The following is a 21,734-nucleotide window of genomic DNA, read 5'->3' on the forward strand; positions in this document are numbered from 1 at the left end:
AGACACGGCGCATTGCGGCGAATGCTGCGACTGCATTGCCGCAGATGCACAAACATGCTTGCGGAGACCTGCGCAATTTAATACCTCATAAGACAACAAAATCGCAATTTCCTTTCCTGCACGAGGTCCAGATGAGCTTTCGCATTCAACCCGCCGCCCCCGCGCGCCCCAACCGTTGTCAGTTGTTTGGCCCCGGGTCGAACACCAAGCTGTTCCCCAAGATGGCGGCCTCTGCGGCGGATGTGATCAATCTTGACCTTGAGGATTCGGTTGCACCATCTGACAAGGATACAGCACGTGCCAATGTCATCGAGGCGCTGAGCACCCTTGATTGGGGCTCCAAATACATGTCCGTACGAATCAACGGACTGGATACGCCTTACTGGTACCGCGATGTCGTAGATGTGATGGAGCAGGCCGGAGATCGACTGGACCAGATCATGATCCCCAAGGTCGGTTGTGCGGCGGATGTCTATGCGGTGGACGCGTTGGTCACCGCCATCGAACGCGCAAAAGGCCGTACCAAACCAATCAGCTTTGAGGTCATCATCGAATCCGCAGCTGGCCTCGCCCATGTCGAAGAAATCGCCGCCTCGTCCCCCCGGATGCAAGCCATGAGCCTTGGGGCCGCCGACTTTGCGGCCTCGATGGGCATGCAGACAACTGGCATCGGCGGCACGCAGGAAAATTATTACATGCTGCGCGAAGGTGAAAAACACTGGTCCGACCCGTGGCACTGGGCGCAGGCCGCCATCGTTGCCGCCTGCCGCACCCATGGCGTGCTGCCGGTGGATGGACCGTTCGGCGATTTCAGCGATGACGAAGGCTTTATCGCGCAGGCCAAACGTTCTGCCACTTTGGGCATGGTCGGCAAATGGGCAATCCACCCCAAGCAGATCGCACTGGCCAACCAGGTCTTTACTCCGTCCGATGAAGCCGTGTCAGAGGCCAGCGAGATCTTGGCCGCAATGGAGCAGGCCAAGGCCAATGGCGAAGGTGCGACGGTCTACAAGGGGCGTCTGGTGGATATCGCCTCGATCAAACAGGCCGAGGTGATCGTGGCCCAGGCCGAATTGATCGCTGCCAATAGCTAATAGTAGAAAGGCGCCTCACCGGGCGCCTTTTTCTTACCGTCCGAAGACATCATTGGGTGTCCAGGTGAACCTTTCGCCCTTTTTACCAGATTTCATCATCAGACAGGATGTTCCGAGCTTCTGGAAATAGATGATCTTGAGCGCGTACCACCCGGCTTTGGGCACATCGACTTCGGTCCGCTGATTGGCCTCGCAGCCCTGAATGCCCGAGACTTGTCCAATGTTCTGGCCTCCGACGAATGCCTCTATCCCGTCATTTGACCACGTTTCCAACTCGTAGATTCCAGCAGAGTCGAACCGCATGTACCCCGTAATTTCGGCGGCGACATTGTAAGCGCCGTCAAACGTCATGACGTCCTGACCCTTACTGGTGTCCCTGTAATCCAAGCCCCGCAACGGTTGTCCGGGCTGCGCTTTAGACAGCATGCTTTTTGCATGGCTCAGATCTCGGATCTTCTTGTGTTGATTGCCAGTGCCAAAGTAATTCACATTCAATCCCGCCTTGGGGCTAGGCTGTGGGTTGGCAGGTTGCAGTTTTAACGGAGCTGCAAAAGATGCACCCGCAATCATCACCAAAGTTGCGACCAGTGCTCCGGTCCGAACAAGTTTCATCGTCTTCTCCCTGAATACGACCGGTTGGGGTTGTCCCCATTTTTGGTCAATTCTTTGGCAAGACAGTAAAACGTGAATCCAACTCCGGCAAGTCGGTACAGAATCATCTTTCCAATGTCAGGCCCGCATATCCTTGGGCGAGCCCATGACGACATAGGACGTGATCGACGTGACATGGGGCAAAGTCCCCAGAACTTCGGTGTGAAAAGTTTTGTAAGACGACAGATCTGCACATTCCACGCGCAACAGGTATTCGATCGTGCCGGTGATGTTATGGCACTCCACCACTTCAGGCGCGCGCTGCAAAGCACGCTCGAACCCTTCCTGAGCGGCCTTTGTATGTTCGCCCAGCCCAACGCCGATATAGGCGACAAAGCCGATGCCCAGCGCAGGTGGGTTCAATACAGCACGATAGCCCGAGATCACGCCCGCGCGCTCTAATTCCTGAACACGGCGCAAACAGGCCGAGGCTGACAGCCCGACCCGATCGGCCAATTCAAGGTTGCTTATCCGCCCATCACGTGTCAGCTCACGCAATATATGGCGATTTATATCATCCAACTTGATCATTAATTGCAGAATTACCGCAATAACCAGCGCAAACGCAATTTCATTTGGGCGGATTCCATCAATTATCTGCGCTATGAACCCTGAATTGCTTTTTGCCCTCGTCACCTTTGCCTTCGTCTCGTCGATCACGCCGGGACCCAATAACCTGATGCTGATGGCCTCGGGCGCGAATTTCGGGTTTCGACGCACAATCCCACATATGTTCGGAATCGGGTTGGGCTTTACAGTCATGGTCCTTCTGGTCGGAACGGGGCTGGTGCAGGTGTTTGATGCCTATCCGATCAGCTATACCGTGTTGAAAGCGGCGTCGGTGGCCTATCTGCTGTATCTGGCATGGAAAATCGCGCATTCGGCCCCAGCCGAAGCGGGCGCACCTGCGGGGACACCGATGACGTTTTTACAGGCCGCAGCATTCCAATGGGTCAATCCAAAAGCCTGGGCCATGGCCCTGACAGCAACAACCGTATACACTCCCGATCGCTCCCTGAACGCCATCGTTGGTGTCGCGATTGTTTTCGGCGCAATCAATTTACCTTCGGTCAGCACGTGGACGGTACTCGGGCAGCAGATGGCGCGGATTCTCACGAACCCACACCGACTGATGCTGTTCAACTGGGTGATGGCGGGGCTGCTGGTCGCGTCGCTCTACCCTGTGCTTTGGCCCGTTTGAGAACGTTCGAAGGCTAGCAATGACCGGTCATCAAGGTCCTTTTGAGGGTGAATACGGGCACCCCTACCAACCCTTTAAATCTTGCTGAGTTGCATCCGGGGCAACGTCAGGCCATATAGCAGGGAACTTCCGCGTTGAGAGGCGTCATGACCCAGTATCTGGAATTCGAAAAACCTTTGGCCGAGATCGAAGGAAAGGCCGAGGAACTGCGTGCACTGGCGCGCGCCAATGAAGAGATGGATGTGGCCGCAGAGGCCGCCGCTCTGGATGCCAAGGCTGAAAAGCTGTTGGACGAACTCTATGCCGATCTGACGCCATGGAGAAAATGTCAGGTCGCTCGTCACCCTGGACGTCCCCATTGCAAAGACTACGTGGAAGATCTGTTCACCGAATTCACACCTCTAGCAGGCGATCGGAATTTTGCTGACGACCTGGCCGTGATCGGCGGTCTGGCGCGGTTCAACGATCAACCCGTTATGGTGATCGGCCACGAAAAGGGCAGCGACACCAAATCGCGCATCGAACGCAATTTCGGCATGGCTCGCCCCGAAGGGTATCGCAAGGCTGTCCGACTGATGGAAATGGCAGGACGCTTTGGACTGCCGGTTATCACCTTGATCGACACGGCTGGCGCCTATCCCGGCAAAGGCGCCGAAGAGCGCGGCCAGTCCGAGGCGATTGCCCGCTCGACCGAAATGTGCCTGAAGATCGGCGTCCCGTTGGTCTCGGTCATCATCGGCGAAGGTGGATCAGGCGGTGCGGTGGCTTTTGCAACGGCAAACCGTGTCGCGATGCTGGAGCATTCGGTCTATTCGGTCATTTCACCCGAAGGCTGCGCCTCGATCCTTTGGAAAGATTCAGAGAAAATGCGCGAAGCAGCCGAAGCGTTGCGGCTGACCGCGCAAGACCTGCACAAGCTGGGCGTTTGCGACCGGATCATTTCGGAACCCAAGGGCGGCGCACATCGCGATCGCGCTGCGACCGTGGACTCCGTGCGGGATGCGATTACGGCGATGCTCAAGGATCTGGACGGCAAGGATTCCGCCGCCCTGATCAGAGATCGTCGTCAAAAATTCCTCGACATCGGCTCAAAAGGGCTGGCTGCGTAACCCTCAGCCCCCCAACTGCCTCAGCAGCGCAACTGAGGGCTCTCCGGTCGCGGGCAGCCCATTGGCCCGCTGGTACGCAGAAATCGCGGATGTCGTGTTATTCCCGATGACACCATCCGCCCCTTGCGTATCGTAGCCCGCGGATGTCAAACGGCGCTGCAACTCTTTGCGGTTCTCAAGTGTCAGCCCAGTCTCATCCGGGCCGAACGAGGCCTGGAACGGCGCCCCTCCGGCAATTCGGTCTGATAGATGCCCTACCCCGATCGCATAGCTGTCCGAGTTATTATACCGTTTGATCACCTGAAAATTGCGGAACACGGCAATGCGGGGCCCTGGCACCTGGGGTTGCAGCACAGCAACCGGCGTACCGGATACCGTCCCGGCCTCACCGCCCCAGGGCTGCCCACGCACCCAACCGGAACGCGCCAGATAAGCCGCCGTTGATGCCAGCGAATCCGTTGGGTCGTCGGACCAGATATCGCGCCGTCCATCGCCGGTGAAATCTACCGCATAGGCCAGATAAGAGGTCGGGATGAACTGCGTGTGCCCCATGGCACCGGCCCAGCTACCTGTCATGTTGGCAGGCGCCGTGTCGCCGTTCTGCAGAATCTTCATCGTTGCCATCAGTTGGCTCTCAAAGAACTGCCCGCGCCGACCGTCATAGGCCAGCGTCGACAGGGCCGATACAACAGGCACATCCCCACGCCGCGCACCATAACGGCTTTCAAGCCCCCAAATTGCCACGACAACTTCTTTGTCCACGCCGTACTGCGCCTCGATCTGAGACAGCGTTCCCGCATGACGCACCAGCATTTGCTTGCCGGTCGCGATCCGTTCATCCGAGGTTGCAATCGCCAGGTAGTCTTCAAGCGACCTCTTGAACTCGACCTGATTTCGGTCCCGCTCGATCACTCCGGGCAGATATCCGGCGCCCTGGAAGGCGCGGTTAATTGTGCTTTGCGAAATCCCCTGTGCGGCCGCGCGGCTTTTGAAGCCCGCCACCCAGGCGTCCCAGCCCGCGTTCCGAACCGGTTGCATGCGCGCGGCCGGCGCCGAAGAAGAAGGCACGCTGTCCGTACAGGCAACCAACAAGCCGGAGCCCAGCCCAAGGGAAAATAACCGTCGATCAATCATGGTTGAAAACTGCTCTTATTGTGATTTCTCACAGCCTAGCGCAGAGAAATCGCCGGGGCCAGAACAGCGATACCGAACCGGGCGATTTCGGCAGCTTCGGCAACAAGCCGCTTAGCTGACCAGCATCCGCAGGCCCTGTGTAACATCCGAGCGAACCGCAAGGCGCAGGCCCGGCTCATCCCCGGCCTTTAGCGCCGCAATTATCAGCTTGTGGTGATGCGGTGGTTCCGTTCGCCGCAGCCGCCCGTAAAGCGCGCGCATCGTCGGCCCAAGCTGCAACCATACGGTTTCGGCAATCGCCAGCATCGCCGGGGCCTGCGCCCGCAGATACAGAGTTCGGTGAAACTCCAGATTGGTGCGAATATATCCAACGGCATCACGTTTGGTGACCATCTCGGCCACCGTCATGTTGATGCTCTGCAATCGGTCAATCAGGGCAATATGCGCACGGGGCAATGCCCGGCTGGCCAGCTCGACCTCAAGCAAGGCCCGCAGCGCAGCAAGCTCTTCGATCCGGTCATTGGTCAGCTCGGGCGTCGAGACGCGGCCCGAGGACGACAGAAACAGCGCCCCTTCAGCCGCAAGCCGACGCACCGCCTCGCGGGCCGGAGTCATCGAGACACCAAACTCTTTCCCAATTCCCCTTAAGGTCAGTGCCTGACCGGGGGCGATGTCGCCATGCATGATGCGGGATCGCAGGGCCCGGTACACCCGGTCATGCGTTGCGGTCTGCGTTTCCGAGGGGCGTGTGTTCAACATGTCTCTATGTGATCACAAACACCGCACAGGTCAACTCGCAGGCGCGTCAAATCTGAACTGATGCAACTGCGCCCCGTTGTCGCGCAGCCAGCGCCGCTGTTCTTTGTAATCTCCGAATAACCGCTCGACCTGGGCCCAAAAGGCTGGGGAATGGTTCATCTCGGCCAGATGCGCCACCTCATGTGCGGCAACATAATGCAGGACGTCTGGTGGAGCGAGAATCAGCCGCCAGGAAAACATCAACCCACCCTCAGAACTGCATGATCCCCAGCGCGATCGGGTATCCCGAATGGAGATGCTGGCATAAGCCCTACCCAACATCGCTGCGTAGTCATCACATGCGCCGGTCAGCCGGTCGCGTGCCAGTTCTTTCAAAAAGCGCGCCAAACGTCGCGCTTCAGCGCCTTCAGGTACTGAAATCTGGTCCGCCTGCAACAGAACGCGTCGGCCCGTTGCCCGGACAATGCGCCGTTGGGTGCCCTCAACAGGAATATGCTGCCCAAATTGAACCACCGAGGGGTCTGGCCGATCACTCAGGTGCTGCCGAATCCAGCTTTCTTTTTGGCGGGCAAAGTTCAACGCATCTGATTCAGCAACGCCATTTGGATAGGTCAGTGTAACACGCCCGTCCAACTGGGATATACGCAGACTGATCCGCCGTGCCCGCGCCGATTTGCGCAATGTCAGCGGCACCGGAGGCGATCCTGGCAGTGCGTGATCTCCCATAGGTCTGTTTCTCCTGCTCAAAGGCTTTGACAGTGCCCGCTGCTTGTGGCACCTGACCTGAATCGTCGATACGACTCACCTGATATCAAGGGGATTGGACATGCCCAAGGAAGAATGGGGTGTAAAGCGCGTTTGCCCGACCACCGGTAAACGGTTTTATGACCTGAACAAAGACCCGATCGTTAGCCCTTATACCGGCGAGATCGTGGAACTCGAAACCGGTAAAAGCCGGATGATCGCAGCAGATGCAGAAGATGCCGCATCGGCCAAGGCGCGCGAAAACGCGCCTGAGGAAGAACTGGTTCTGGATGACGACGACGATGTCGAAGTCGATCTGGATGATGATTTGCTGGATGACGATGATGACAGCAGTGATGAAGTTCCGCTGGACGACATCACTGACATTCCAGCAGAGGACGATAGCTGATCACGGTCAGAGGCGGCCTCGCGCCGCCTCGCGCCATTTGCAATCTGGTTGCAAAATTTTAACGGCGACGCCTGTTTTTGGACTTGCGCTTAGCGCCACTGTCTCATAAACGTCCGCCCACTGCTTCTGCAGTACCTGTATGGGGCCTTAGCTCAGTTGGGAGAGCGCTTGCATGGCATGCAAGAGGTCAGGGGTTCGACTCCCCTAGGCTCCACCAAAACCTCATTCAGATATTTTGCGTCACTTAAGAATCTGAATGGAAAAGATAATTCACCGGTTCGAAGATCCGATTTGGAAGAGTAACTTCCCTTCTGAACAAATAGCATTCTAAGCAGCACTCTCTTGCCCCTATAGTCGCTTTTTTTCCATACTTTCCAAGATTTTGACAGAATTTCGGCGACCGGTTCGAACATCTCTTCAAAATTCCTATGCGGAACTTCGAAATCTTCCAACTTCCGCTTGAGCTCTTCCTGCTTCATCGTCTGTCTGGCTACAGGAATGACAACCCACACGTTGCGGACTTTTCCGCCGCTCCACCCATGATTGATAATATCTGGTCTGTAGCACATTGCGACAATTGTGACGTGTGCTTGTTTCAAGTTTCAATCTTGGCCGCTTTGACCGGATTGGGCCGTATAGTAAGGAATCTTGGAATTGCGGCCTGATCCAGGCAATATTGCCAAATCAAAGCGGTCTCAATCGAGTGCTGTGCCCACCCCGGAGTTTGATGCGGTAATGTCGACCACTATCCACTCAGCCAAGGGTGGGCGAGACAGACATCCCCTAGCCTAATACTGCTGTAACCGCGCGCAGAGTTGCGGCGACGACGGTATCAGCTTCTTCACGACTCAGGCAAAACGGTGGCGCGAAGCCCAAGATGTCGCCTTGCGGCATAGCGCGTGCGATGACCTTATCCTGTGCCAAAAGAGCGGCTGAGACTTGCGGGCCGATCTTGTCCGCGGAGTCAAAGAAGGTGCGGCTATCTTTATCCTTCACGAACTCGACCGCGCACAACATTCCTTCGCCGCGCACATCGCCGACATTGGCGTGTGCTGACAGTGCATCCTTCATCGACTGCTTCAGATAAGCGCCGACTTTGCCTGCGTTTTCGATCAGGTTCAGATCATCAATCAGTTTGAGGTTTGCCACACCGGCCGCCGCCCCGATCGGGTGTGCCGAATAGGTCCAGCCGTGGCCGATGGCGCCGTTTTCATCCGTGCCCTGTTCCAGCACCTTCCACACTTTTTCAGAAACAATCGAACCTGACAGCGGCGCGTAGGCCGAGGTGAGGCCTTTGGCGATGGTGATGATATCGGATTCCAAGCCGTAATGCTCCGACCCGAACATGCTGCCCAGGCGGCCAAACCCGGTCACAACTTCATCGGCAACCAACAGGATATCATGCTTGCGCAATACGGCCTGGATGGCGGCCCAGTAGCCTTCGGGCGGGGGCACGATACCACCGGTTCCCAGCACCGGCTCGCCAATAAACGCGGCGATTGTATCAGCGCCTTCACGTTCAATCAGCGCCTCCAGTTCAGTAACGCAATGCGCGACGAATTCGGCTTCGCTTTGGTCCAGATTATCGCGGCGGAAATAATAGGGCGCTTCGGTATGAACCACCTGCGTGAGCGGCAGATCGAACTTTTTGTGGAATAGTTCCAGCCCAGTCAGCGACCCGGTGACAAGGCCCGAGCCATGATACCCTCGCCAGCGCGAGATGATCTTTTTCTTTTCGGGGCGGCCCAGGATATTGTTGTAATACCATATTAATTTGACGTTGGTCTCATTTGCATCTGAACCGCCCAGGCCGAAATAGACCTTGGACATATTCGAAGGCGCGCGATCAAGGATCATCTTGGACAGCGTGATGGAGGCTTCTGTGCCGTGGCCCACGTAGGAATGATAATAGGCCAACTCGCGGGCTTGATCCGCAATCGCTTCGGCAATTTCCTGACGGCCATAGCCCACATTCACGCAATAAAGTCCTGCAAAGGCGTCCAGCAATTTGGTACCATCACGGTCTTCGATATGGACCCCGCTTGCGGTTTTGATCACACGGGTCGCTGTTTCGCCCCGCGCGTGCTGGGCCAGATGAGTGGAGGGATGGAAAAAGTTCTCGCGGTCCCATTGGTCAAGTTGATCGTTCTTCAGCATCTTTTCACTCCTCATGCCCAGTCGCGGCAGACATATTTGATTTCGGTAAACTCTTCCATTCCCCGTCTTGCCCCTTCACGGCCCAGACCGGATTGTTTGGTGCCGCCAAAGGGGATCGGCGCGCCGGTGACCTTGGTGCGATTCACCGCCACCATGCCAAATTGCAATGCACGAGATACGCGGTAAATACGGCGTGGGTCATGGCTGTGCAGATACGCAACCAGACCGTATTCGGTGTCATTGGCCCGGGCGATCACCTCTTCTTCGGTATCAAAGGGCGCAATGGCCGCCACAGGGCCAAATGTTTCCTCTGACATAAGCACGGCATCGGCGGGCACGTCGGTCAGAACCGTGGGCTGATAAAACAGCGGGCCGAGAGGATCCCTTGCACCTCCGCACGCCAGTTTGGCCCCCTTGGCCAGCGCATCGGCGACATGTTCTTCCTGCTTTTGAACCGCCTTTTCATTCATCAGAGGGCCGATGTCGGGGTCGTCCATACCGATGCCAAGGGACAGCCTGCGGGTCGCTTCGGTAAACTGCGAGCAGAATGCGTCGTAAATTGAGCGCTCCACAAATATCCGATTGGCGCCAAGACAGTCCTGCCCGGATGTGGCGAATTTGGCCTTGATCGTTTCAGAAACCGCAATTTCAAGATCGGCCCCTTTGAACACAATCACCGGTGCATGCCCGCCTAGTTCCATTACAAGTTTTTTCACTGTGTCGGCGGACTGACGGTAAAGTAATCGTCCGATTTCGGTGGAGCCTGTGAACGAGAGTGCCCGAACACGGGTGTCTTTCGTCCAAGGTTCGACCACGGTCGAGGCCTGGCCGGTGACCACGTTGAACACGCCCGCCGGAATACCCGCCTTTTCCGCCAGTTCAGCCAACGCGAGGGCCGAAAACGGAGTTTCACCTGAGGGGTGAGCCACAACCGTACACCCCACGGCCATGGCTGCTGCTGCTTTGCGGGTCAGCATGGCAGCAGGGAAATTCCACGGTGTGATCATTGCCACCACCCCGACCGGCTCAAGCCAAACCTCAACCTCGGCATCGGGCAGATGGCTGGTGACGCCTTCAATATTGGGTCGCTTGGCCTCTTCGGCGTAGAATTCTACAAAAGACGCAGCATAATCAATTTCACCGCGCGCCTCGGACAGGGGCTTGCCCTGTTCCAGTACCATGATCCGTGCCAGATCTTCTTTGTGGTGCAGCATCAGGTCGAACCAACGGCGCAGAATGGCGGATCGGTCTTGTGGCAAGAGGCCCGACCAGGTCGGAAAGGCAGCTTGTGCCGCATCCACGGCGGCAGAGGATTCCTCTGCCGAAAGGCTGGCGGCCTCACCGATAACATCGCCAGTTGCCGGATCGGTGACGCGGATGGTGTAACCCGACGAAGCTGCACACCATTTACCATTCACATAGGAAAAACTGCGCGCCAAAGATTTGTCAGCAATATCATCGCGCGCAGAAAGTGCAGTGTCTTTCATGGATACCTCTCCCTCGATGCCCGACAATGTCGGGCATTACAGGCAAAGGATGAGACCAAATTTCGGGTCCAAAGCAGAGTATTCTGCTGTAAATCATCTCTCAGGCAGAGGGTTACTCCTGCCATCCAGCAATGAGGGAAATCGGCGGAACGCCCTGCCCCTTCACTCGTTTGGTGACAATATAGGTAAAATATTTTTCCAGACCTATGTCAGCATTGAGCATTTCATCAATCAGGCGTTGATAGGCATCGATATCGCGCGTCACTATTTGCAGGATGTAATCAAATCCTCCGCCAAGCGCCCAGCAGGCCAACACTTCTTCATAGCGTTGCATTGCGGCCTCAAAAGCCTGAAAGCTGGCAGCGGTATGATCGGACAGTTCGGCCGCAACAAAGACAGTTACATGTGGCCCAAGTTTGCGCAGGTTGATCTCGGCTCTATATCGCTTGATCAACCCGGCTTTTTCCAACTTTTTCAGCCGCTCCCAGCAGGGGGTGGGCGACAGGCCAACGCGGTCGGCCAAAGCCGTTTTTGTGATGCGCCCGTCGGTTGAAAGCACCCGTAGAATATCCAGATCGCGGGCGTCGAGCCGCATGGTCTCACCTCCGGGGAATAAAGTTATCCAACTTTCAACCCGATCACCGCCGCGCAATCGCCCGCTTTGATGAGACCGGGAAAGTGGCGACTGATCAAAAGGCCCGCAACTTTGGCACGGTATTCAATCGGGGCAATCCCGGTGCGATCAACGGGCCAAACGCGGGCCACAACATCGCCTTGGCTGACCTGTTCACCAAGATCAACCATCGGCTCGTAGAGGCCATCGTCTTCCGAGAAAACAAAGCAGTCACCATCGGGCATATCCAGGCGCACGGTGGGGTCAATCTGCATCTCCCCCTTCAGAATTCCAGCGTGAATCAGCACATTGCGCAGGCCCTTTTTTGCAACAGCAATCGACTTGGCTGTTGCAGAGCCACCACCGCCCAATTCTGTTGAAACCAGAACCTTACCCATATCTTCGACCGCGGTGTCGTACATTCCGACATTGTCGATCTCCAGTAGCTGCACCGAATAGGGGGCGTTAAAGGCGGCCATCGCGGCGAAACAGGCCGTTTCATTGGCTTTATCTTCAAGGATATGGGCCGCCGCGAAGGGCACGAAATCCAGCGTTTTTCCGCCCGAGTGAAAATCCACCGCAATATCGGCCATTGGCAAAAGAACGCGCTGGAAATAGTCGGCAATCTTTTCGGTTGGGGTGCCATCTGGCCGGCCCGGAAAGGCACGGTTCATATTGCCTTTGTCGATGGGGGACGTGCGTAACCCGGCGCGATAAGCGGGATAATTGAAGGCAGGCACGATGATCACACGTCCGGTGATGTCCTCGGGCTTTAGCTTAACCGTCAGTTCTTGCAACGCCACGGGCCCTTCATATTCATCGCCATGGTTGGCGCCGGTCAGCAAAGCCGTAGGCCCATCTCCGTTTTTGATAACCGTTAGCGGGATCATAATTGACCCCCAAGCACTGTCATCCCGGCTGTAAGGCAGCCGTAGGAAGCCGTGGTGGATACCATCGCTATCCAGCGGGATCGTCGGGGAAATTGGGTTGGGTGTCATTACTCAATCCTTCACAACCATTTTGCGGGGCACGTTGGCCAGGCACTCATGGCCGGTTCTGGTGATGCGGATGCTTTCAGTAATCTCAAAACCCCAATCCTCCATCCAGAGGCCGGTCATGAAGTGCAGGGTCATGTTCTCCTGCAGAACCGTCTTGTCGCCGGGACGAAGCGAGAAGGTCCGTTCGCCCCAGTCAGGCGGGTAGCTGACACCGATCGGGTAACCGGTGCGATTATCTTTGGTGATCCCGTATTTCTTTAGCACGCTGAAGAAGGCAATGGCGACATCCTCGCAGAGGTTGCCCTCTTTTGCAGCCTCCAGCCCGGCCTCCATGCCCTCAAGCACAGCCTTTTCAGCGTCGAGGAATGTTTGCGTGGGCTTTCCAAGGAAGACCGTGCGCGACAGCGGGCAGTGGTAGCGTTTGACGACACCTGCGATCTCGAAAAACGTGCCTTCGCCGGATTTCATTGGCTGATCGTCCCATGTCAAATGCGGGGCTGAGGCATCCGCGCCTGAGGGCAAAAGTGGCACCAGCGCGGGATAGTCTCCGCCCGCACCGATCTGTGCGTCATAGCGTAAGGCCGCATCATAGATTTCCGCCACCAGATCGCATTTGCGGATGCCCGGCTCGACCTTTTCAAAGATACGTTCATGCATACGGCCCACAATGCGGCCTGCTTGGCGCATGTATTCCAGCTCGGTTTCAGATTTTACCGCGCGCTGCCAGTTGACCAACGCAGTCGCATCGGAAAATTTGGCATTTGGCATGTGGTGCTGTAGCGCGGCAAAGGCCGCAGCTGTGAACCAGTAGTTGTCCATCTCAACGCCGATATGGCCCTTATCCAGCTTACGATCGGCCAGCTGTGCCGACAGGTAATCCATCGGGTGACGTTCGGTGGATTGTACATAATGGTCCGGGTAACCGATGATATTGGCGGGATCCATAAAGCAGGTGCGAAGCGCGCCATTGGCATCTTGTCCACGGCCGTACCAGACCGGCTCGCCAGTGAGACTCAGCACTACGCATTGATGCACGTAAAAAGACCAACCGTCATAGCCGGTCAACCAGTTCATGTTCGAAGGGTCCGTCACGATCAGAAGGTCAAGCCCACGTTCGGCCATGGCGGCGCGGGTTTTTGCAATGCGCTGGCTGAACTCATCGCGTGAGAAGTGGAGTTTTGATTCTGGCATAGAATTAATCCGTTGTTAGCTTGAAAACGTGGTGCCTTTGCCTGAGTTTTCCGCGCGCTGGCGAGCAAGCGTGGCAATGGCGGTATCCTGGACACCCGTACCTGTCAGGTCAGCAATAATGATGTCACTGTCGGATTGTCGCCCCGGCGCCTTGTCGGAGGTGATATCACCCAGTTCAGCAAACCTGCCATCAGCCGGGAAAATGCCCACCGCAATGGCGCTGCGCAGCTCGCCTTTGAGGGCGCATTGGGCTTGGCTGTCGGGCACATAGAGCGTTGCCTTGGCAAGACAACCCGGGTCAAGCTCGACCTTGTGTTCCTGATCCGAACCCATCGCAATGACAAGCTGCCCCGGTTGCAGCCAGTCCGCTTTGATCAGCGGAATGTCCGAAGGGGTTGTCGTGACGATGATATCTGCCGAGGACACGGCACCCGCCCTATCAGTGCTGGCCGTGACGTCGACCCCAAGTTCTTCGCGAAGGCTGGAAGCCAATGTTTCGGCCTTGGCCGCATCCCGCGCCCAGATCACAGCGCTTTCGATGCCGCGCACAAGGGTCAGCGCCTTGAGTTGTAGCTTCGCCTGCACACCAGCACCGATGATACACGCGCGTGTCGCATCCGCGCGCGCAAGGTGGCGCGCAGATACCGCTCCCGCAGCGGCGGTGCGCACATCCGTGAGATAACCATTATCCAGAAGCAAAGCTTCCAGAACGCCAGTGGTGCTTGAGAATAGCACCATCAAGCCTGATGTGCTGGGCAGGCCCAGCTTGGGATTATCGAAAAAGCCAGGACTCATCTTCATGGCAAAGCTGTCTATGCCGGGGACATAAGCAGACTTTACACATACCTCGCCATTATGATCGGGGACCATCAGTGTCATGATCGGCGGCATGATAACCTTGCCCCCGGCGAGCGTCGTAAAGCCCTGTTCGATGCAGTCCACCGCGTCCATATCCAGTGGCACCAGATCTCGCAGTTCGGCCTCGGTCAGTATTTTGATCTCCGGCATCCTACCCCTCCGCCGTTACATCTACATCTTCGCCGGAGATGATCCGGTGGTGCAGTTGCATGTCGATGTTTTGCCCCGAGATCAGCGCGACGCACCGACCTGGGTCTTTGATTTTTCCCGCCAGAAGCGCGGCAATGCCGACACTGCCGGACCCTTCAATGATCTGACGTTCCTGCCAATAGGCGTGGCGGATAGCAGCAGCGATCTCGGTCTCGGTCACAAGAATCAGATCATCAACAAAGGCACGAGTCATGGCAAAAGTGTGCTGGTTGTCCAATCCAACCCCACCGCCCAGCGAGTCGGCCAGTGTCGACAGTTCTTCGACCAGAACCGGTTTCCCCGCCTTCTGGCTTTCATACATAGCCGCCCCGCGCTCCATCGAAATTCCGATAACGCGGACCTGCGGATTAACCGCCTTCATCACCATCCCGACGCCGGAAATCAGCCCGCCGCCCGACAGCGGCACCAGAACCGTTTCAAGATCCGGGGATTGTTCCAGCATTTCCAGTGCAACGGTGCTTTGCCCGGCAATGATATCGCGATGATCAAACGGGGGAAGCATGACCATCCCATCGGCGACCAGCCTGTCAACTTCTACCTGTGCGTCATCCTGAGAACGCCCGACAATGCGCACCTCTGCGCCATGCGCCTTGATCCCATCCACTTTGTTTTGTGGAACCAGCTCGGACATGCAGATGATACACCGCACCCCGGCCTGCTTTGCCGCATAGGCCAAACCGCGCCCGTGATTGCCCGTCGATACACCTACCACACCTTTGGCGCGCTGCGCATCGCTAAGTGACAACACAGCATTGGATGCCCCGCGCAGCTTGAAACTACCGGTGATCTGGCCTTGCTCCAGCTTGAGGCGAATATCACTGCCCGTGGTTTTGCTCAGCACGTCTGAAGACATCGTCGGTGTAACCCGGATCGACTGTGCGATCCGCGCGCGCGCAGCAAAACTATCCTGAAGTGTGATTTCAGAGCTCATCTCTTGTCCTGACTTTCTTCCTATTTACTGAACAACATACCGCCCGCGGGATAATTCGAAGTAATCCCAAGATGCCTCATGCAGCGCCAAACCATCGCCTGATTGGAGGTAACAACCGGTTTGCCAAGCCGGGCCTCCAATTGTGCGACACATGGGGCGGCACGCACCGCCGTACAGGAAATAAAAAGCGCATCAGCATCGGGATCGCACGCAGCAACACCACCTTCGATAATGCTGTCCATTGAGACGCGCGCCATGTCGCGATCATCGGACAATCCAAAGCAAACAGCGTTCACCACGTCGAGGCCGTGTTGCGAGAAATAGGTGACCAGAGAATCCGTCACATCCTGCGTATAGGGCGTAAGAACGCTTACTTTTTTTACCCCCAAAGCCTCAAATGCATCAAAGGCTGCCGAGCTGGGTGTGACGCAAGGCGTGCCCGGCTTTGCGCTGTTCATGTGCTCGGCCACTCTGTCGTTCCCCAAAACTACCGAAGCTGCCGTGCATCCATAGACCAATACATCTAGCGCCTCGCCAGGCAGAATCTCTGCTGCGGCATCGGTCAGCAGCGGCCCTGTCTTCAAAAGGCTTTCATGTGTGGTTGGGTTTTCAAACCCGATCCGGTTTACATATACGCCCACATCATGCCCTTGCAGAATGCGTGCGAAGTCAGTTTCCGTCGTATGATCCGTGGCCAGCGTGACCAGCCCGATACGATGTGTGACAGGGCGAGCATCCAGGGCGAGAGCCACAGACGAAGTCGAAGATTGTATATCCAAAGCCATTGCCATCCTCACATCACCAGAACTGGGCATTGCGCAAGGCTGGTCACCTTGTGAGAGACGCTGCCCAGCAAATAGCCCTCAATCGATCCCAATCCCCGGCTGCCCATGACGATCAGGTCATTCTCATGTTCTTTGGAAAAGCTGACGATAGTCCGCGCCGTTGGCCCGCCTTTGACAAAGGCCCGGATGTTCTCGCACCCCGCCTCGCGCGCAATGGACGCGCCGCGTTCAGCAGTTATCTTTGCGTGATCGCGCATGATCCCGTCAATATCATCGGGCTTTTCTGCATCGATGACATACATCGATCCTTCCAGTATCGAATGATGACGGTAAAGCGTCAGTACCAACATTTCCGCATCACACAACTTAGCCAATTCAGCGGCTTTGCGAAGGGCGGCCTCTGATCCTTCAGACCCGTCAAAAGCAGCGAGTATTGATTTGAACATTTGTCGCTCCTTTTATTTGTTAAATGCGATGTCGCGCAAAAACAGTGCCACCTGCGGGAAGAAGATCATCAAGACCGAGACACTCAAAAGCATGATCACGAAAGGCGGCGTTCCTCTGATTACTTCCAGATAGGGACGTTTGAACACCGCAACCGCCGTGAAGATATCGCATCCGAACGGCGGGGTGGCCGAGCCGATGGCGGCCTGCAATGTGATCAAAGTGCCGACCAGAATTGGGTCCAGCCCGGTTTTCTCGACCACGGGCGCAAAGATCGGAACAAAGATCAAGATGACCACGATGGGATCCACGAACATACAGCCGATGAAGAACGCAATCGCGATTGTGAACAGGACGCCGATCTGCCCCATTTCATCAATGCCAAGAGCGCCCAAAATCTGTTGCGGTATCTGCGCGAATGACAGAACCCAGGCAAAGGCAGCACCTGCCCCCACCAAAATAAAAACTACCGCCGTTACCATGCCCGTTGACAGGGCGACCTGGTATAGGCCGGTGATTTTCATTGTTTTGAAAATGAAGACTTCCAGCAACACCGCATAGGCCACGCTGATTGCTGCGGCTTCGGTCGGGCTGAAAACGCCGAAGAAGATGCCGCCGATGATCAGAACCGGGAAACCCAGCGGCCACAAGGCCCGTTTCACCGCTGCCGCGCGTTCGCACCATGTGGCGGCCGGTTCAGTGGGGACGTCATTTATTTTGGCGTAGATCATACTGTAGACCGAGAACATGAACAGGATTAACAATCCGGGCCCGATGCCCGCGATGAACAGTTCAGGGATGGAGGCCTTGGCAACTACACCGTAGATGATCATCCCAATACTGGGTGGGATCAGGAACGCGATGTCACTTGAGTTGACGATCAGGGCCAAAATGAAAGAATCCTTGTAGCCACCTTTCAGCATTCGGGGCCTGAGTGGCGTTCCCACCGCAACGACCGTGGCTTGGGTGGACCCGGACACGGCACCGAACAATGCGCAAGCCGCAGCTGTACTGACGGCCAACCCCCCTCGAACATGGCGAACAAATGCCATGACCATATCAATCAGCCGCCCTGCGGACTGGCCACGTGTCATGATATCCGCTGCCAGAATGAACATAGGAACGGCGATCAGTGAAGAGGGCCGGATGCCACCCAACATTTGCTGAATCATAAACTCGGTTTTGTCGATTGTGCCAAACAGCTCGATCACGCCGATGAACGCGCCGGCAATGAGGGGAACCATCATCGGAAACCCCATAAGCAGCAGGACAACCATTGCGGAAAACATTAAAAGTGCCATGGTTAAAGCTCCACTTCCGTTTCCCGCGCATCTGCTTCTCGCAGATCAGTTGACAGATAGATTTCAGGTTCCTGAAGGTTTTTGATGAAAGTGAGCGCGTATTGAACCCCGGTCACAAACAGCCCAATCGGCACCCAGAGGTAGCTGAGATAAACAGGGAATCCGAGGGCAGGATAGACCCGCCCCTTGGCGTACATGCTGATGATGTATTGCACAGCGTACCACGCCAAGAGCAGCAACAGCACAGCGGTGACCCCCGTGACTACAACCATCAAGATTTTTCTGACCCGTTCGGGTAACGCGTCTGAGATGGCGGACATGCGGATATGCCGACCATGGCGCGCGGCGTAGCCGATACCAGCAAATGTCACCAACAATATGAATATACTGTTCAACTCTTCGGCGAATATAATGGAGTGGTTGAAAACAAACCGGCTGATGACATTTGCGATGGTGTTGACTGCCATCAGAATGACGCCTGTGGCCATGATCACCCGCTCAAGCGCAGCGATCCCCTTGTCAATGCCATCAACAATTCCGGCAAGGCCCGACTTTTTCTTCGTCGTTTCGCTCATATTCCCCCCGAACATTCGCAATATAGGCTGATCGCCAGTTTACTATTTCCAAATTGCAGGCCCGAACTATGGTTCTGGGCCTGCACCGATTTTTCAGATGAACACATCGCAAACGTGATGGATGCCTGTGGCAAAGCGCTACTGCTGCGCAGCCGCTAGATCCTTCTTCATTTGCTCGAGGATGGCAGCGCCACGTTCGCCCGCTCTTTCGACAAAGGCTGCTTCGACCGCTTTTGCACGTTCTTTAAAGGGTGCACGCTCTTCCTCGGTTAGCCGGTTTATTGTGTAGCCCGGATTGCTCTCCTGAATTTTTGCCAGACCGGTTGCATCCAGTTCGACGGCAACATCAAGAATATAATCGAGTGCGACTTGCGACGCATTCTGAACAAGTTCTTTGTCCGCATCGCTTAGCGCGTCGTAAAACTCTGCGTTTGCCATCACAGCAGTCGTGTACTGACCATGTCCGGTATAAGTCATCACATTAGTCAGGTTATCCAGATCATAGGCCTCGATCCAAATTGCCGGGTTTTCTTGCCCGTCAACCATTTTAGTTTTCAGTCCGCCGATCAACTCGCCCCAAGGCATGGCAATCGGGGAAGCGCCAAAGGCCGTGTAAGTCTCCAAAAGCAATGGTGAGGTCATGGTCCGAATTTTCATACCTTCCAAATCGGCAGGTGTCCGAAATTCCTCCATTGTGGTGACCACCATTTCACCTTCCGGGAACACCGACAACAATTCCAATCCCTGTTCGCGATAGATATCGTGGAACATCTCGTTTACAGCGACGCCTTCTTTGAAAAACTTGCGCACGACTTGAGGGTCCGTCGGCTGGATATATGGCACCAGAAAGGCTTCGGCCTCTGGGATCAACGCACCGGTGAAACCTGGAGATTGATCAATGAACTGCAGCAATCCAGCCTGGGCCTGCTCCATGGCGTCGGCCGATTCACCAAGCGTACCCACAGGATAAATCTGGACTGTGTGATCCGAGTTGGCTTCGATTTCCTCTTTGAACTTGGTGGCGTACAGGCCTTGCGGATCTGTCAGCCCCTCTTCCATAGCATAGCGCCAATTGTCCGCATAAGCGGCAGTTGAGGTTAGCAATGCAGCAGCAAGGGGTGCGCAGACGCGCAGGGTAAAACGTGCAGTCTTGGTCATCATATCCTCCCAGATATCACCTTCTTTGTTAGTGATGTTCCACCACATCCCGAAGATTGTACTGCGAGTCAATTATTATATTGTTGCGCTACATTCTAATAAGCGAATTGCGGCAAAGGCTCGCGTGGGCGCAAAAGTAAACCGGCCAGAAGCTTCAGAGCTTGGCGAAAACGTTCGATTTCGCGAATGCTTCCCACCGAAATGCGCACTGCATTTGTTGGGGTAGCCTTGGGAGAAAGGAATGGGCTTTCAGGGGACACCGCAACATTTAGTTCGCGGGCATGGGCGACAAAACTGTTGGAATCCCAATCTGGAGGGAGCTGCAACCAAAGATGCAAACTGGCCGGATGGCCCGTCCATTTAAAACCAGCAAGCTCTTGCGTTGCTATGTGATACCGCTTGACTATTTCTGCGCGCTGCCAATCCGCCAGCGCTTGTGCTGTGCCATCTTCCACCCAGCGTGAGGCAAGTTCGCAGATCAGCGGCGTTGCCATCCAACCAAATACGATCAGTCTCGCTGTCAATGCAGGAAGCAAATGGTCCGGAGCAACGGCATAACCCGCACGCAACCCGCTGACCGTGCATTTGGTGAACGTTGTCAGGTAGACCGACAGTTCTGGTGCGAACATCGAAACAGGCGGCTGGCGATCCGCTGCGACCGGACCAAACGCATCGTTTTCAATAATATGCAGCTTATGTTTGCGGGCGATTGCAGCAATTTGGCGCCGACGTTCCTCTGGCATCATGTGTACATTAGGGTTGGCAAGAGATGGTAATAAATACAATGCTTTAGGAGACTTATCAACGCACGCCCTTTCCAATGCATCGGGCAGGATTCCGTGCTCATCAGTTTCAAGGCCAACATGTCGGTATCCGAAATATGCGACACTCGAAACCAAGAGGTGATGCGTGACCATATCTGACAGAATGACGTCGCCAGGACGCAATATCGCAGACATTGCTGCCGACATTCCATGCGTTACCCCGTTCGTCATGAGGACTGAATCTGCATTTGTCTCAAGGCCGCAATGTGAAAGCCATTTGACTCCCGTTTTTCGGTGAGTTTCGTGGCCTACATTCGGGCGTGTAGAAAGATATATTGCCGGGTCGAGCCCGGCATGCAAAGTCCTCAGCGTTGATTGCATCGCCTCAACATGCAGGCCATTAAACAAGGGGCGCGAAATCGACATGTCGAACAAGTTTCGAGGTTCTGACTCTAACTTGAATGGCTGTCCGTCGGTTTTGTCAGTGTCGACAACATAGCTGCCACGCCCAATCTGACCATCGATCAGGTTTTGGCGACGCAGAATGTCGTAAGCTTTGCTGACGGTATTAACGCTCAACCTCAGGTCATCGGCCAGTTTCCGGTGTGTTGGTAATTTCTGTCCCGGTGACAAACTGCCGTCTTCGATCGCGCCTGCAATCATCGTGGCAAGGCTCGTATGCAGCGGTGAACTCAGCGTATCTCGGGATGGTTTCCAATTTGTCATGCGACAATAGTAACCAATTCGAATTCGCGAACAAGCAGATCGATCACCAAGAGCTTCACAGGGGTCGGAATTACAGCTTTTTGTATGTGTCTCCCTTGGGAAGAAAGAAGTTGCTGTGACCGCGGATCTATCACTTGGTTTTCCTACACATCTCAACACGCCAGTATGCGCGGATTGTCCGGGACTGGATGAAGCCCATTGGCTTTGGGGCCAGCGCCTACGGAACTCCCTCAATGCGCCGAACCAAAGTCACGCAGTTCGACAAGAAAAGACAGGAAATCTTCGGGCGATTCAGTTGCTCTTGGGTCATGCAAAGATGGTAAGCACGGTTCGGCATCTGAGCGTCGAGCTTGAAGACGCCTTTGCCATCGCAGCAGCAATCGAGATCAAGAGCTTGTAGACCAATTTTGAACCGGCCATCTGCTGCTGCGCATC

The 21,734-nt window shown here is 55.7% G+C and carries 22 protein-coding genes, 1 tRNA gene and 1 pseudogene; 6 read left to right on the forward strand and 18 right to left on the reverse strand.

The features are described 5' to 3' along the window. Positions 1–131: 131 nt before the first annotated feature. Positions 132–1,094, forward strand: coding sequence for an L-malyl-CoA/beta-methylmalyl-CoA lyase (locus AC2FIZ_RS11660; RefSeq protein WP_282027703.1), 963 nt, complete (start codon positions 132–134; stop codon positions 1,092–1,094). Between the two features lie 33 nt (positions 1,095–1,127). On the opposite strand, the gene AC2FIZ_RS11665 is transcribed toward AC2FIZ_RS11660, so the two are convergent. Continuing rightward, the gene (locus AC2FIZ_RS11665) at positions 1,128–1,706 is read right to left on the reverse strand and encodes a PA14 domain-containing protein (protein ID WP_142637891.1); all 579 of its coding nucleotides are present in this window, start codon (positions 1,704–1,706) and stop codon (positions 1,128–1,130) included. Between the two features lie 117 nt (positions 1,707–1,823). After that, positions 1,824–2,276: an Lrp/AsnC family transcriptional regulator gene (locus AC2FIZ_RS11670; protein WP_281973130.1), complete on the reverse strand. Its 453-nt coding sequence runs from the start codon at positions 2,274–2,276 to the stop codon at positions 1,824–1,826. A gap of 73 nt (positions 2,277–2,349) precedes the next feature. Between AC2FIZ_RS11670 and AC2FIZ_RS11675 the strand changes: the two genes are divergently transcribed. Together AC2FIZ_RS11675 and AC2FIZ_RS11680 are read left to right on the forward strand one after the other, a co-directional pair. Continuing rightward, positions 2,350–2,946 carry a LysE family translocator gene (locus AC2FIZ_RS11675; RefSeq protein ID WP_142637887.1) on the forward strand — a complete coding sequence of 199 codons (597 nt, stop codon included), beginning with the start codon at positions 2,350–2,352 and terminating at the stop codon, positions 2,944–2,946. Between the two features lie 146 nt (positions 2,947–3,092). Continuing rightward, complete coding sequence (locus tag AC2FIZ_RS11680; protein ID WP_142637885.1) at positions 3,093–4,055, forward strand: acetyl-CoA carboxylase carboxyltransferase subunit alpha; 963 nt, start codon at positions 3,093–3,095, stop codon at positions 4,053–4,055. A 3-nt stretch (positions 4,056–4,058) separates the two neighbouring features. Here the strand turns inward: AC2FIZ_RS11680 and AC2FIZ_RS11685 are convergent, their stop codons facing one another. The 3 genes from AC2FIZ_RS11685 to AC2FIZ_RS11695 form a co-directional block, all read right to left on the reverse strand. Next, positions 4,059–5,189 (reverse strand): lytic murein transglycosylase, encoded by a 1,131-nt coding sequence (locus AC2FIZ_RS11685; RefSeq protein WP_281973131.1) that lies wholly within the window; start codon positions 5,187–5,189, stop codon positions 4,059–4,061. A gap of 111 nt (positions 5,190–5,300) precedes the next feature. After that, positions 5,301–5,948, reverse strand: coding sequence for a GntR family transcriptional regulator (locus AC2FIZ_RS11690; RefSeq protein ID WP_271950069.1), 648 nt, complete (start codon positions 5,946–5,948; stop codon positions 5,301–5,303). Positions 5,949–5,978: 30 nt separating this feature from the next. Next, positions 5,979–6,674 carry a M48 family metallopeptidase gene (locus AC2FIZ_RS11695; RefSeq protein ID WP_142637879.1) on the reverse strand — a complete coding sequence of 232 codons (696 nt, stop codon included), beginning with the start codon at positions 6,672–6,674 and terminating at the stop codon, positions 5,979–5,981. Positions 6,675–6,774: 100 nt separating this feature from the next. Between AC2FIZ_RS11695 and AC2FIZ_RS11700 the strand changes: the two genes are divergently transcribed. Both AC2FIZ_RS11700 and AC2FIZ_RS11705 read left to right on the forward strand, forming a co-directional pair. Beyond that, positions 6,775–7,101: a TIGR02300 family protein gene (locus tag AC2FIZ_RS11700; protein ID WP_271950067.1), complete on the forward strand. Its 327-nt coding sequence runs from the start codon at positions 6,775–6,777 to the stop codon at positions 7,099–7,101. A 141-nt stretch (positions 7,102–7,242) separates the two neighbouring features. Beyond that, positions 7,243–7,318 (forward strand) — tRNA-Ala (locus AC2FIZ_RS11705). Between the two features lie 566 nt (positions 7,319–7,884). Here the strand turns inward: AC2FIZ_RS11705 and AC2FIZ_RS11710 are convergent. From AC2FIZ_RS11710 to ehuR, 13 genes are all read right to left on the reverse strand, one after another. After that, entirely contained in the window at positions 7,885–9,258 is a 1,374-nt protein-coding gene (locus AC2FIZ_RS11710) for an aspartate aminotransferase family protein (RefSeq protein ID WP_271950065.1), read from the reverse strand. 11 nt (positions 9,259–9,269) lie between these two features. Next, complete coding sequence (locus tag AC2FIZ_RS11715; RefSeq protein ID WP_142637873.1) at positions 9,270–10,745, reverse strand: NAD-dependent succinate-semialdehyde dehydrogenase; 1,476 nt, start codon at positions 10,743–10,745, stop codon at positions 9,270–9,272. A gap of 112 nt (positions 10,746–10,857) precedes the next feature. Further along, positions 10,858–11,340: an Lrp/AsnC family transcriptional regulator gene (locus tag AC2FIZ_RS11720; RefSeq protein ID WP_281995534.1), complete on the reverse strand. Its 483-nt coding sequence runs from the start codon at positions 11,338–11,340 to the stop codon at positions 10,858–10,860. A gap of 23 nt (positions 11,341–11,363) precedes the next feature. Beyond that, positions 11,364–12,356: a N(2)-acetyl-L-2,4-diaminobutanoate deacetylase DoeB gene (gene doeB, locus AC2FIZ_RS11725; RefSeq protein ID WP_281995533.1), complete on the reverse strand. Its 993-nt coding sequence runs from the start codon at positions 12,354–12,356 to the stop codon at positions 11,364–11,366. 3 nt (positions 12,357–12,359) lie between these two features. Beyond that, positions 12,360–13,547 carry an ectoine hydrolase DoeA gene (gene doeA, locus AC2FIZ_RS11730; RefSeq protein WP_271950057.1) on the reverse strand — a complete coding sequence of 396 codons (1,188 nt, stop codon included), beginning with the start codon at positions 13,545–13,547 and terminating at the stop codon, positions 12,360–12,362. A gap of 15 nt (positions 13,548–13,562) precedes the next feature. Beyond that, the gene (eutC, locus tag AC2FIZ_RS11735; protein ID WP_496791053.1) at positions 13,563–14,555 is read right to left on the reverse strand and encodes an ectoine utilization protein EutC; all 993 of its coding nucleotides are present in this window, start codon (positions 14,553–14,555) and stop codon (positions 13,563–13,565) included. Between the two features lies 1 nt (position 14,556). Then, positions 14,557–15,546: a hydroxyectoine utilization dehydratase EutB gene (gene eutB, locus AC2FIZ_RS11740; RefSeq protein WP_496791054.1), complete on the reverse strand. Its 990-nt coding sequence runs from the start codon at positions 15,544–15,546 to the stop codon at positions 14,557–14,559. 20 nt (positions 15,547–15,566) lie between these two features. Beyond that, entirely contained in the window at positions 15,567–16,331 is a 765-nt protein-coding gene (eutA, locus tag AC2FIZ_RS11745; RefSeq protein WP_281995530.1) for an ectoine utilization protein EutA, read from the reverse strand. Between the two features lie 8 nt (positions 16,332–16,339). Beyond that, entirely contained in the window at positions 16,340–16,777 is a 438-nt protein-coding gene (locus AC2FIZ_RS11750) for a universal stress protein (protein ID WP_282027706.1), read from the reverse strand. Positions 16,778–16,789: 12 nt separating this feature from the next. After that, positions 16,790–18,076, reverse strand: a complete 1,287-nt coding sequence (locus AC2FIZ_RS11755) for a TRAP transporter large permease (RefSeq protein WP_282027707.1) — start codon at positions 18,074–18,076, stop codon at positions 16,790–16,792. A gap of 2 nt (positions 18,077–18,078) precedes the next feature. Further along, positions 18,079–18,651: a TRAP transporter small permease gene (locus AC2FIZ_RS11760; RefSeq protein ID WP_282027708.1), complete on the reverse strand. Its 573-nt coding sequence runs from the start codon at positions 18,649–18,651 to the stop codon at positions 18,079–18,081. Positions 18,652–18,789: 138 nt separating this feature from the next. Continuing rightward, positions 18,790–19,809: a TRAP transporter substrate-binding protein DctP gene (dctP, locus tag AC2FIZ_RS11765; RefSeq protein WP_142637852.1), complete on the reverse strand. Its 1,020-nt coding sequence runs from the start codon at positions 19,807–19,809 to the stop codon at positions 18,790–18,792. Between the two features lie 95 nt (positions 19,810–19,904). Then, positions 19,905–21,299 (reverse strand): MocR-like ectoine utilization transcription factor EhuR, encoded by a 1,395-nt coding sequence (ehuR, locus tag AC2FIZ_RS11770; RefSeq protein WP_281973148.1) that lies wholly within the window; start codon positions 21,297–21,299, stop codon positions 19,905–19,907. A 143-nt stretch (positions 21,300–21,442) separates the two neighbouring features. Between ehuR and AC2FIZ_RS11775 the strand changes: the two are divergent. After that, positions 21,443–21,699: pseudogene (locus tag AC2FIZ_RS11775) on the forward strand (site-specific integrase); the annotation flags it as partial. Between the last annotated feature and the right edge of the window lie 35 nt (positions 21,700–21,734).

It is taken from the genome of Ruegeria sp. CDSB022, assembly GCF_059611145.1.

Coding starts and splice junctions, on each gene's coding strand:
- AC2FIZ_RS11660 (WP_282027703.1), top strand. CDS start 132: ATGAGCTTTCGCATTCAACCCGCCGCCCCCGCGCGCCCCAACCGTTGT.
- AC2FIZ_RS11665 (WP_142637891.1), bottom strand. CDS start 1,706: ATGAAACTTGTTCGGACCGGAGCACTGGTCGCAACTTTGGTGATGATT.
- AC2FIZ_RS11670 (WP_281973130.1), bottom strand. CDS start 2,276: ATGATCAAGTTGGATGATATAAATCGCCATATATTGCGTGAGCTGACA.
- AC2FIZ_RS11675 (WP_142637887.1), top strand. CDS start 2,350: ATGAACCCTGAATTGCTTTTTGCCCTCGTCACCTTTGCCTTCGTCTCG.
- AC2FIZ_RS11680 (WP_142637885.1), top strand. CDS start 3,093: ATGACCCAGTATCTGGAATTCGAAAAACCTTTGGCCGAGATCGAAGGA.
- AC2FIZ_RS11685 (WP_281973131.1), bottom strand. CDS start 5,189: ATGATTGATCGACGGTTATTTTCCCTTGGGCTGGGCTCCGGCTTGTTG.
- AC2FIZ_RS11690 (WP_271950069.1), bottom strand. CDS start 5,948: ATGTTGAACACACGCCCCTCGGAAACGCAGACCGCAACGCATGACCGG.
- AC2FIZ_RS11695 (WP_142637879.1), bottom strand. CDS start 6,674: ATGGGAGATCACGCACTGCCAGGATCGCCTCCGGTGCCGCTGACATTG.
- AC2FIZ_RS11700 (WP_271950067.1), top strand. CDS start 6,775: ATGCCCAAGGAAGAATGGGGTGTAAAGCGCGTTTGCCCGACCACCGGT.
- AC2FIZ_RS11710 (WP_271950065.1), bottom strand. CDS start 9,258: ATGCTGAAGAACGATCAACTTGACCAATGGGACCGCGAGAACTTTTTC.
- AC2FIZ_RS11715 (WP_142637873.1), bottom strand. CDS start 10,745: ATGAAAGACACTGCACTTTCTGCGCGCGATGATATTGCTGACAAATCT.
- AC2FIZ_RS11720 (WP_281995534.1), bottom strand. CDS start 11,340: ATGCGGCTCGACGCCCGCGATCTGGATATTCTACGGGTGCTTTCAACC.
- doeB (WP_281995533.1), bottom strand. CDS start 12,356: ATGACACCCAACCCAATTTCCCCGACGATCCCGCTGGATAGCGATGGT.
- doeA (WP_271950057.1), bottom strand. CDS start 13,547: ATGCCAGAATCAAAACTCCACTTCTCACGCGATGAGTTCAGCCAGCGC.
- eutC (WP_496791053.1), bottom strand. CDS start 14,555: ATGCCGGAGATCAAAATACTGACCGAGGCCGAACTGCGAGATCTGGTG.
- eutB (WP_496791054.1), bottom strand. CDS start 15,546: ATGAGCTCTGAAATCACACTTCAGGATAGTTTTGCTGCGCGCGCGCGG.
- eutA (WP_281995530.1), bottom strand. CDS start 16,331: ATGGCTTTGGATATACAATCTTCGACTTCGTCTGTGGCTCTCGCCCTG.
- AC2FIZ_RS11750 (WP_282027706.1), bottom strand. CDS start 16,777: ATGTTCAAATCAATACTCGCTGCTTTTGACGGGTCTGAAGGATCAGAG.
- AC2FIZ_RS11755 (WP_282027707.1), bottom strand. CDS start 18,076: ATGGCACTTTTAATGTTTTCCGCAATGGTTGTCCTGCTGCTTATGGGG.
- AC2FIZ_RS11760 (WP_282027708.1), bottom strand. CDS start 18,651: ATGAGCGAAACGACGAAGAAAAAGTCGGGCCTTGCCGGAATTGTTGAT.
- dctP (WP_142637852.1), bottom strand. CDS start 19,809: ATGACCAAGACTGCACGTTTTACCCTGCGCGTCTGCGCACCCCTTGCT.
- ehuR (WP_281973148.1), bottom strand. CDS start 21,299: ATGACAAATTGGAAACCATCCCGAGATACGCTGAGTTCACCGCTGCAT.